Below are 10,671 nucleotides of genomic sequence, written 5' to 3'. Positions count from 1 at the left end.
AGCGCGCGGCGCGCGCCCAGCGCGTCGATCTCGCGCGCCAGGTGGGCGAGGCTGCCGGCGCCGAAGACCACGCGCTGCGGCTGGCTGGTGTAGACGAAGTCGCGCATGGCCATGGCATCAGCGCTGGAAGTGCGGCGGGATCTGCGCATCGATGTTGACCCAGACGCTCTTGACCTGGGTGTACTCGCGCATCGCATCGAAGCCCATCTCGCGCCCATAGCCGCTCTGGCCGACGCCGCCGAAGGGCGAGCCCGGGTTGACGCGCTTGTAGCTGTTGATCCAGACCATGCCCGCATGCAGGTCGCGCGCGACCCTGTGCGCGCGCTGCAGGTTGCTGGTCCACAGGCCGCTGCCGAGGCCGTAGTCGGTGCCGTTGGCGATCTGCATCGCCTCGGCGTCGTCCTTGAAGGTGAGCACGGTGACGAAGGGGCCGAAAACCTCCTCCTGCGCCACGCGGTCGCGCCACGACTTTGCGCGCACCACCGTCGGCTCGACGTAGCAGCCTTTCGCGAGTTCGCCGCCGGGCGAGCTGCCGCCGGCGAGCAATTCTCCGCCCTCGCCTTTCGCCACTTCGACATAGCTCAGCACGCGTTCGCGGTGCTGAGCGCTCGTGAGCGGACCCATCTCGGTCGCATCGTCGAGCGGATTGCCAAGCCGGATGGACTTGGCGAGCGGAATGAACTGGTCGAGAAAGGCGTCGGCGATCTTCTCGTGCAGCATCAGGCGCGAGCCCGCGATGCAGGCCTGCCCCTGGTTGTGGAAGATGGCCCAGGCGCTGCCGTTGACGGCGGCGGGCAGGAAGGCGTCTTCGAACACGATGTTGGGCCCCTTGCCGCCGAGTTCCAACTGCACCTTCTTGAGGTTGCCGGCACTGGCCTGCACGATGCGCCGGCCGGTGGCGGTGCTGCCGGTGAACGCGATCTTCGCGATCTCGGGATGCTCGGCGATGTACTGGCCCGCGACGCTGCCCAGCCCCGGCAGCATGTTGACCACGCCGGCGGGCATGCCGGCCTCGGCCATGAGCTCGACGATCTTGAGCGAGCTGAGCGGCGTGATCTCGGCCGGCTTCATCACGATGCAGTTGCCGGCCGCGAGCGCGGGCGCCATCTTCCAGCTGGTGAACATGAGCGGGAAGTTCCACGGCACCACCTGGCCCACGATGCCGACCGGCTCGCGCAGCGTGTAGTTGAGGAAGCCCTCCTCCACCGGAATGGTCTCGCCCTGGAACTTGTCGGCCATGCCGCCGAAGTAGCGGAAGCAGGCCGCCGTGCGCGGCACGTCGAGCTTGCGCGAGTCGCGCACCGGATGGCCGGTGTCCAGCGATTCGAGGCGCGCGAGCTCTTCGGCGTTGGCCTCGATCAGGTCTGCGAGCTTGAGCAGAATGCGTCCTCGGTCGGCCGCGGCCATGCGGCTCCAGGCCGGGAAGGCGCGCTTCGCCGCGGCCACGGCACGGTCGACGTCGGCCTTGCCGGCCAGCGCGACTTCCACGATGGTCGAGTTGTCGTGCGGATTGAGCGTGGCCAGCGTCTCGCCCGACTCGGCGTCGACGAATCGGCCGTCGATGAAGAGCTGGTGGCGGATGGGGGTCTTGAGGCCTGCGGCCTGCTGGATGTCTGCGAGCTTCATGTCTTCAACCAGGGGTAGCGGGCCGTGTCCTTGCCGGCGTAGTCGGGATCGAGGTAGATGAAGCAGCGCTGGATCAGCCAGTCGCGCACCTCGAACACGTCGCACCAGCGGCCCGCGCCCCACTCGGGCACGCCCGCGCGCCAGGGCCCGTCGGCATGCTCGCCGTAGCTCGTGCCTTCGCAGGCGAACAGGTCGGTGCCCGAGAAGATCCAGTTGAAGCCGGCGTAGTCGTGGCGGATGGATTTGCCGCGGCTGCCGACTTCGCCGAAGAGCTTGCCGATCTCGTCCTTGCCGTTGGCCAGGCCCCATTTCGGAAAGTAGACCTGCGCGTCGCTCGCGAACAGGTCGAGGATCGAGCCGCCGGTGGAAGTGACGCCGCCGTTGTCGTAGGCCTTGAGGTATTCGAGCGCCACCGACTTGCGTTGCTCGTCGGTCATGGTTTGACGTGTGAGGGCCATGGTGTGTCTCCTTCTTTCACTTCTGCGATTGCATGTACTCGATGAGCGCGGCGCGCTTCTTCGGGTCGTCCTGGAAATAGACCATCGTGTTGCCCGGCGCGACCGCCTGGGTGTCGGTGAGCCACTTGTCGAGCAGCGCGCGATCCCAGGTCTTGCCCTTCATCGCGTCGACGTATTGCTTGGAGTAGGTGAAGCCGCCGTTGGCCGCCGCCGGCCTTCCGAGCAGGCCGAACAGGTTGGGCCCGACGCCGTGCGGCTCGCCCTTGCCGAAGCTGTGGCACTGGGTGCACGCGGTCTGCGCGAGGCGTTGGCCGGGCGATTGCGCGTGGGCCAGGTTCGCGGCGAGCGCCAGCACCGGGATGAGGAGCCAGGCCTTCATGCTGCGCTCCTGCCCTCGGCATGCGCCGCGTTCGCCGCGCGGTAGGCGAAGGCGATGATCGGCCCCAGCGTCGCGCCGCCGGCCCAGTAGGCACGGCCCGAGGCCGAGGCGACGCAATTGCCGACGCCGTAGAGGCCGGGGATCGGCCGGTCGCGGCCGTCGAGCACGCGGCCGTGCGTGTCGGTCTTCGGTCCGCCCTTGGTGTCGAGGGTGCCGGCGACGACCAGCGCCGCGTAGTACGGGCCGGCATCGGCCAGCGGCCACATCGTCGGGTTGGCGCGGCCCGGCTCGGCTTTCACGTCGCCGTTGAAGAGCTGCTCGACGATGCGCTCGCCGCGCTGGAAGTCGAGGTCCTTGCCGGTTTTCGCGAACTGGTTGAAGCGCGCGATGGCAGCCTGCAGGTTGGGCAGGAAGTCGGGCGCGAGCTTCGCGCCGCCGGTCGCGCCCGCGTACTTGGCCAGGCGCTCGTCGATGGCACGTGCCAGTTCCGCGAGCGTGGCGCCCTTGATCACATGGCGGTCGTCGGTGCCGGGCGGCACGATCAGCCGGCCGTATTCGGCGCTGGCCGAGTGCTGCTGCGAGCGCTGGTCCCAGACCGCGATGCGCACCAGGTTCGGGTACTCGGCCTTGGCGCCGTCCCATTCGAAGAAGGTCTGGGCCAGCTCGTTGTACTGCAGCTTCTCGTTGACGTTGCGCCGGCCGTACTTGTTGACGAAGAGCATCGAGTCGCCGGCCACCGAGAACATGCCCGAGATCGAGCCGTCCTTGGCGATCGCCTTCTCCAGCGGGATCGGGCAGGTCCAGGCGTAGTTCATGTTGCGCAGCTGAGCGCCGAGCGGGCCGGCGATCTGCACGAAGTCGCCCTCGTTGCTGGGCGCCGCGCAGCCGCCGTAGATCGGGCCGTTCAAGAAGTTCTTGCGCAGCTCGACGTTGTGCGTGAAGCCGCCGGTGGCGAAGATCACCGCCTTCCTCGCGCGCAGCCGTACCGTGGCATCGAGCTCGTCCTTCGCTTCGACGCCGATCACGCGGCCGGACTTGTCCTGCAGCACCTTGGTCACGCGCATGCCGGTGCGGATCGGAATGCCCTCCTGCCGTGCCTTGGCCGACAGCGTGCGCACCGCCACCAGGCCGCCGTCGGACATGCTGGGGATCGCGTCCTTCGGCACCAGCACGCGGCCCTTGGGCGCCTTGTCTTCCGGCAGCTCGGCGAAGTAGTCGGGCACGTCGGCCACGTGGCGATAAGGCAGCGCGCCCTTGGCCGCCAGCAGCTCGGCCGCCGGCGAAGCGCTGTCGTAGAAAGCGGAGCACATGTCGTACTCCCATGGCGTGAGGCCCAGGCGGGGATGCGCCGGATCGTAGGTCTGCGGGCTCGACAGCCGCGCCACGTACTTCAGGAAGTCGGGCTTGGGGTCGGCGATGCCGGCCTTCTTCATCGCCTCGTTGTTCGGCACCCAGTACCAGAACGCGGCCTTGGCTGTGGTGCCGCCGATGCTGCCGGCTTTCTCGAGGATCACCGCGCTGTTGCCCTGCCAGCGCGCGAACAACGCCGAGGCCAGGCCGCCGCAGCCGCTGCCGCAGACCACGACGTCGTAGCTCGCGTCGAAAGTCGGTGCGGCTTCGGCTTCCTGCGTCGAAAGGCCCAGCGTCGCCGCAGCGACGGCCGCCGAGCCTGCGCCGGCCTGCTGGATGAATCGTCGGCGCGAAGCTGCGCCGGCATCGGACCGGATGCGGTCTGCCATCTCTTGTCTCCTAAACACAGAAGGACGCGCCGCTCCGCGGCGCGTTTTCCTCTAGAACGTTACGGGGATCTCGGGGCTCTCGCCCTTCTGGATCTCATAGACCAGGCTCGGCGAGCCGTTCTCCCACACCAGCAGCATCGAGCGCTTCGGGCTGAAGCCCTGGTGGCGGCAGTAGGCGGGCATGGCGGCCATGTCGCCGGCCTTCATGATCACGCGGGCCATGGGCTTGCCGGTGTTCTTGTCGCCGCAGTCCCAGTGGATCTCGTCGGTCATCTGGAAGAACCACTCGACCCGGTCGTTGCCGTGGATGATCGGCAGGATGTGCTCCTCGGTGGTCGGGCACATGAAGCTGTGCTTCACCACCGAGGTGAAGCTCGGGTTCCAGGTGACCTGCGAGCGGCTCAGGAAGCCGAAGAGATTGAAGGCATGCACCTCGTTCTCGAAGCCGGGTTCCGGATGCAGCTCGGGCTCCCCCTGCGGCACGTCGGCGAAGGCGCGGTTGACCGGCGCGCCGGTGTCGTCGCTGCGCAGTCGGAGGTCGTCCTTCAAGCCGACGCAGCGCTTGGCGAGCTCGCGCGCCCGGGTGATCTTGGCGGTGTTGTTGCCTTTCTTGCGACCGTAGGGCGAGCCGGTTTCCTGCGGTGCGCTGAAGGGGTCGAAGCTCTCGTTGGTCCAGTCGTCGAGCATGGCTTCGAAGGTGGCGCGGATCTGCGCGGTCGGGAAGTTCTCCAGCAAGTCGATGCCGGCTTCCTTCATCGTGCCGTTGAAGCTGCCGGCGTAGAGATCCACCGACTGGTAGTGGTTGACGGTGCCGACCACGTCGTCGAAATTGACCCAGCCGTAGAAGAAGCCCCAGGCCACGTCGCGCATCAACGCGCGCAGGTAGTTGCCGGCGTCCATGGTGTGGCTCATGGGCCGGCCGTCCTTGGTCTTCCAGGTGATGTGGACGAAATACTCGTCGCGCCGGAAGCCGAAGCTGCCGAGCGAGAAATCCTTGTAGCCAAGCGCGGCGTCGGGCTGCGACGCGATGACCTTGGCGAGTTCTGCGGGTGCGTTCATGTTGTATGACTCCATTGTTTCGATGCTGGCTGCTGTCCCCTTCGGGGAACACCGCGGAGCCGGCTTTGCCGGGCCGCTGGTGTTGCCCCCGGAGAGGGGGTTGGCGTAGCGACACGAAGTGCGCGCAGCCTGGGGGTGGTCAATGTGTCTGGCAGATCTCGGCCCACTTCTCGACCGAGAGTTCGCCCTTGCAGGTCTGCAGCACGATCACGCCGGGCTCGCCGGGCGCGCGAAACTGGTAGGCCGTGTTCTTGGGCAACAGGCCCTGGTGGCCGCGCGTGAGCTTCATCCAGCCCATCTTCTGGCCCTTGGGTTCGCCCTTCACGAGCACGGCGCCGTTCTTCTCTTCGTCGGCGACGGTTTGGGAAGCGTCGAGCTTGGCCAGGTGGATCTCGACCTCGCCATCCATCACCAGCGCGAACTCGTCGTGCGCGCAGGTGTACCAGGATGAGGCGCCTTCGGCGCGCAGGGTCTCGAGCACGTAGATCTGGTTCTGGCCAAACACGACCTTCTCGTAGGGCTTGCTCTTGCTCGCGATCTCGAAACAATTCGAGAAGGCGTAGTGGCGCACGTCGTCGGCGATCGGCTCGACATGGCCTTTGTCGAAATGCTTGAGGGACCCGAAGCGGGTCTGGTAGCCGGTAGTGGTCATGGGGCTTGTCTCCTGGGTCGTCGAAGCAGCGGTGTGCTGCGATGGCTGAACTCTAGGAAACGAAAGCCCCCTCGGGTAGGGCCTAAATGCGGGCCGCATTGTTCGGCAGATCCGCTCAATCCGCAGGGTTAACCCGGGAGCGGAACGAACGGATAGCGTCCTACTCGCTGGGATGAGGAGGCGGCAGGCCGCTCATGGAAGCCTGATGAAGCGCTGAGCGGTCAAGGGCTCGAGCACGGGAATGTTGACGAAGGTGCTGACCGCGAACGCCAGTCCGAGCAGCAGCACCAGCAACACGAGGCCGCGCTCCTTGAAGAGCTTCTCCGGCTTCTGGGCCGCCGAGCCGGGCTGCATGGAGAGCGCGAGGTACTGCCCGAAAAGCGCCACCACGAGCGGCATCAGGATGAGGTATTCGATGCGGTACTTCAGCAGGAAGACCGCCAGGAAGAAGGCCGACAGCATCGCGTAGACGAAACACGAGACCGTGAGCGAGGTGTCCGTGTAGCCCGCGAAGCTGACGCGATAGCGCACGAGCAGTCCGCGGCCGTGCGAGGCCACGATCTCCCTGTACTCCGACAGTCGCTTCGCCGCCATGAGGAACGCGCCGCCCAGCCAGTAGGAAAGGATGACGGAGCCGGGCGGCACGGTCGTCGGATCGATCATGGCCCAGCCGATCGTCAAGCGAAGGGGGTTGTTGACCGATTCCGAGATCACGTCGAGGTAGGCCTTGTCCTTGCTTCGCAGCGGCGGCACGTTGTAGACCAAGCCCTGCAGCGCGAACAGCACGGCGACCAGCAGCATCGTCCCGCTCGCCAGGTATGCACTGCCGATGCCCAGGGCCAGCCAGCAGAACCACTCCAGCAGCACCCAGCGGCCGAGCAACTGGCGCTGGACGGCCGAGCGCTGCGACTTGGTCGGGTGGTGCCTGTCGGATTCACGGTCCAGCCATTCGTTGATGACGTAGTTGGCGGACGCGATGCCGACGGCCGAGAGCAGGCCGAGCACGACCTGCTGCGCGACGTCGTCGGCATGAACCCCGCGCAGCAGGTACGCCAGGACCATGCCGGGAACGATGAGGATGTGCTTGGTGCTGTGGTCCAGGCGTGCGATGGCGAGGTAGTCGGCGGGCCGTCCGGCTTGCCGGGCGGCGGGGCGCGAATGCGAGGCGGGTGCGGAAGACATGGGCGTTGCTGTGTTCCATTGTTCGATGGGGCCGGGTATCAGCGATCGAGCACGTAGACATCGAAGCTCTCGTCGCTGCAGCAGGCGGGCGCAAAGCGCTCGATGCGACGCGTGGCCGCAAGGAACCGCTCCACCTGTTCGGGGCTGGTGGACAGCGTCCAGCTGTAGCCCTCGGTGATCGTCCGCGCGGGTGCCGAACGATCCAGCCGCTCCGCGAGAAGGATGACGACCGGCTGGCCGGTCGAGTCGCGCACGCGATGCGCATCGGCCAGGATGTCGTCCAGGGTGAGGGACTGGCGGGCGCGCCGCGTGAACACGACAACCTTTCCGAATCGCTGCTCGCGCATCAGGTAGGTGCGATTCGCAACGTAGTACGCGAGCGGCTCGACCAGGTAGTCGGGATCGCCCAGGATCGTCGCGTCGCGCAATTCAGGATGCCGCGCCATCAGCCGCCCGAAGTCACGGCTGCGGCTTTCCGGCGCATCGGCCTGGGCGAGTTGGGCCAGCTTGAAGAGTCCGCCCGGGACCTGGAGCAGAACGATGGCCACGAACAGCGCCGCGCCCATCTCGCCCACGCGCCGCCGCAGGGCGAAGCCGCCAGGCGACGGTGCGGCCTCGCGCCACACGATCCAGTACAGCGAAACGAGGAACATCAGCCAAAGCGCCTGATGCCGATAGCTTCCGGGATAAAGAAACGCAAAGAAGACGCAGAAGCCGAAAAGCGCCACCCAGACGGCGACCAGTGCAGCGGGCCGGCGCACCAGCCCGAGCGCGCTTCCGACCATCAGCACCGAGGTCAGGATGTAGAGCGCAAGGGTCCGGGGCTGATCCTCGCCGGACAGAGGCTCGAGCAGATCGCTGAAGAGCCGGTATCCGGACACTTCGCCGAACGAGGACGAGGGCAACAGCAAGGCCTTTGCCATCGCCGCAGCGGTGCCGCCTTCCGGCCGCGCGATCTGTGCCGCGTCGTTGAATGGCGGATAGATGGTCGCGACGCACAGCGCCGCGCCCAAGGCCGCGAGGGCCGCGTTCAGCGCGAAGTTGCGCCACGCGCGCGCTGGCGCGGGAGGCCGTTGCCAGGCCAGGTCGAGCATCCAGAAAAGCGCGAATGCGCCCGCCAGCAGCACGGCATGCGCGCTGGAGTTCGCGAGCACCAGCAGGAGCAAACCCAGCGCGATGCCGCGGTCCCGATATCGTCTATAGAGGGTGGCGAACGCGAACATCGCCAGCATGCCGATGCCGTAGTTGCGCGCCACCACCGCGTATTCGTACAGCCCGGCCTGGCCGAGCAGCACGCCGGCGATCAGCACCCATCCGAACGGCGAGTGCCGTGTCAGCAGGCAGGCGGACGCGAGTGCCACCAGGAAGGACACGGCAGGCAGGACCACCGGCGACGCCACGACGGTGTGCGCTGCGCGCAGCAGCAGGTACCAGATCACTGGATGGCCTTCGCCCTGCAGGCCGCGCAGCATCGCCAGCATGCCCTCGCCTTGCAAGGCCAGCGACAGCGCGCGCACCTCATCGCGCCAGAACACGTGGCGCGACATGAGCGCGAGCACGAGCAAGGTCCAGACCGCCACCGTGGCGACAGCGAAGCCCTTGCCTGCTCCCGAGCGTGCCGGCGAGAAGACCCAGCCGGAAGTGTTCATTGATGGTCCCTTTGAACAGCCTGCGCCGCTCTCCAGCGGCAAGGCGCGCGGTCAATGCGACGCGGCCTGCGAGTTGCCCGTTTCTGTGAAACGCCGGTGTGAGTTTGTGAAGAGATGTGGCGCGCTTTTCATACCATGCGCTCGTGCCCAGAGCACGGCTCGTCGGCACCACATCGAAACACCAGAGTGCGTCATTGAAGGCCCGCCTTCTGTCAGCGAGATGTCAATGCTCTGTAGGAATTGCGCCAACGGCGGCGTTCAGGCGGCTCCGTATCTAAGCGTCTGCAATCAAATCGGCCGGCAGCAAGCCGCGCTCGATCATCGCGGCATCCCACGGCGGCACGCGCGAGAAGGCCGCGGTGATGTGCTCGATGAAAAGGCGCAGCTTGAAGGCGTTGCGCGAAGTGCCCGCATAGACCGCGCTGAGCGAGAACGAGGACAGCTGGTGTTCGGGCAGCACCACCTGCAGATCGCCGCCCAGGATCGCATCGCCCGCCACCAGCGTCGGCAGGCAGACGATGCCGGCATGTTCGAGCGCGTATTCGCGCAGCAGGTGCACGCTGTTGGTCAAGAGCGCGGCGCTCATGTAGATCGTCACCTGCTCGCCTTCGTGATGGAAGGTCCAGCGGTCGCGGGTCGGATAGCCGGAATAGAGGCCGAGCGTGTGCTTGTGCAGGTCGCGCGGACTCTGCGGCGCGCCGTGCGTGCGCAGGTACTCGGGCGTGGCGCAGAACACGCGGCGCACCGGGAAGAGCGGCCGCGAGACGAGTTCGGTGGAAGCGGCCGGAAAGATCTGCAGCGCACAGTCCACGCCGGTCTTGACCGGATCCACCACCGCGTCGCTCACGATCAGTTCGAGGTGGATGTCGGGGTAGCTGACCTGGAAGGCGCGCAGCAGCGATGCAAAGTGGCCGAGCACGAAGCCGGTCAGCGCGTGGATGCGCAGCGTGCCGGTCGGCCCGGCACGCGCGCCGCGCATCTGGTCCATGATGTCATTGGCCCGCCCGACCAGTTCGGTGCAGTCGCGCAGGAAGGCCTGCCCGACGTCGCTGAGCCGCACGACCCGCGTGCTGCGGTGGAAGAGCGGCGCGCCGACGTGGTCTTCGAGCTGCTTCACGCGGCTGGTGACCACCGACTTGGCCACCCGCATCTGCCTGGCGGCCTCGGCGAAGCTCTGGGTCTGCGCGACGCGGACGAATGTCTCTATGTTTTCGAGGCGGTCCATCGATTCAGCGCGACACCCATGCCGCCGGCGCGCCCGGCCTCTCTTCGCTCATTGCAGGGCGCGGGCAGCGCCGAGGATCACGTCTTCGGACGGGAGCTTGCCGATGCCGGCCATGCCCTCGGCGGCGCACTCGATGTCCATCCAGCGCACGATGCCGTCGCGATCGATCATGAACATCGCCTTCAGCTGCGGCCATTGCCGATCGATATCGGCCAGGTCGGCCGGCGTGTTGACGTAGCCGTCGAGTTCCTGCAGCACCCTGCCGGCCTCGGGGATCGGCAGCGGCTCGGGCAGTTCGCCGGTGGGGTTGATCCGGGTGGTCTCCATCTCCTGCATCATCGCCGGCGTCGGCTCGGGCTTCGGCACCCTGAACGCGCGGTGCGTCGTCAAATCGGGGTCGGACGCCAGCCGCAGCCGCGTCGGCCTGAACTTGAAATACAGCCGCGCGTTCTCCGGCGCCGTCGCCACCACGGCCAGGCTCTCGACGCCCAGCGCCTTGAGCTTGCCCTCGAGCGCGCCGAGCTGGACGATCTGTCGTCGGCAGAACGGACACCACAGGCCGAGCATCAGCGAGAGGAACAAGGGGCTGCGCCCGCGGTAATCGGCGAGCGAAACGGTCTCGGGCCCGGCCACTGCCGGCAGCGCGAAATCGGGGGCGGGTTCGCCCGGCATCACGGGTTGACTCATCGCGGATGTCATGTC

Annotated in this window: 10 protein-coding genes and 1 pseudogene; all 11 read right to left on the bottom strand. The window is 67.1% G+C overall.

Annotation, left to right across the window (positions count from 1 at the left end; all coding sequences use genetic code 11):
* Positions 1-107, bottom strand: a pseudogene (locus BLS74_RS35175) (maleylacetate reductase); the annotation flags it as partial.
* A gap of 10 nt (positions 108-117) precedes the next feature.
* Positions 118-1,581 (bottom strand): aldehyde dehydrogenase family protein, encoded by a 1,464-nt coding sequence (locus BLS74_RS23700; RefSeq protein ID WP_093109608.1) that lies wholly within the window; start codon positions 1,579-1,581, stop codon positions 118-120.
* Positions 1,582-1,622: 41 nt separating this feature from the next.
* The gene (locus BLS74_RS23695; RefSeq protein WP_093109598.1) at positions 1,623-2,084 is read right to left on the bottom strand and encodes a nuclear transport factor 2 family protein; all 462 of its coding nucleotides are present in this window, start codon (positions 2,082-2,084) and stop codon (positions 1,623-1,625) included.
* A gap of 16 nt (positions 2,085-2,100) precedes the next feature.
* A complete protein-coding gene (locus BLS74_RS23690) occupies positions 2,101-2,463 on the bottom strand; it encodes a c-type cytochrome (RefSeq protein WP_093109597.1) in 363 nt (120 codons plus the stop codon).
* Complete coding sequence (locus BLS74_RS23685; protein ID WP_093109596.1) at positions 2,460-4,202, bottom strand: FAD-dependent oxidoreductase; 1,743 nt, start codon at positions 4,200-4,202, stop codon at positions 2,460-2,462. Before BLS74_RS23685 ends, BLS74_RS23690 begins: the two co-directional genes overlap by 4 nt.
* Positions 4,203-4,253: 51 nt before the next feature.
* Positions 4,254-5,261, bottom strand: a complete 1,008-nt coding sequence (locus BLS74_RS23680; protein ID WP_093109595.1) for a hydroxyquinol 1,2-dioxygenase — start codon at positions 5,259-5,261, stop codon at positions 4,254-4,256.
* Positions 5,262-5,400: 139 nt separating this feature from the next.
* Positions 5,401-5,913, bottom strand: a complete 513-nt coding sequence (locus tag BLS74_RS23675) for a cupin domain-containing protein (protein WP_093109594.1) — start codon at positions 5,911-5,913, stop codon at positions 5,401-5,403.
* A gap of 192 nt (positions 5,914-6,105) precedes the next feature.
* Complete coding sequence (locus BLS74_RS23670) at positions 6,106-7,095, bottom strand: UbiA family prenyltransferase (protein WP_093109593.1); 990 nt, start codon at positions 7,093-7,095, stop codon at positions 6,106-6,108.
* 38 nt (positions 7,096-7,133) lie between these two features.
* A complete protein-coding gene (locus tag BLS74_RS23665; protein WP_093109592.1) occupies positions 7,134-8,744 on the bottom strand; it encodes a hypothetical protein in 1,611 nt (536 codons plus the stop codon).
* A 274-nt stretch (positions 8,745-9,018) separates the two neighbouring features.
* Positions 9,019-9,969: a LysR family transcriptional regulator gene (locus tag BLS74_RS23660; RefSeq protein WP_093109591.1), complete on the bottom strand. Its 951-nt coding sequence runs from the start codon at positions 9,967-9,969 to the stop codon at positions 9,019-9,021.
* Positions 9,970-10,017: 48 nt separating this feature from the next.
* Positions 10,018-10,668 carry a peroxiredoxin family protein gene (locus tag BLS74_RS23655; RefSeq protein ID WP_093109590.1) on the bottom strand — a complete coding sequence of 217 codons (651 nt, stop codon included), beginning with the start codon at positions 10,666-10,668 and terminating at the stop codon, positions 10,018-10,020.
* Positions 10,669-10,671 lie beyond the last annotated feature (3 nt).

The organism is Variovorax sp. CF079 (assembly GCF_900101545.1).
Taxonomy (GTDB): Bacteria; Pseudomonadota; Gammaproteobacteria; order Burkholderiales; family Burkholderiaceae_C; genus Variovorax.
This window is presented reverse-complemented; position numbering and strand designations above follow the sequence as displayed.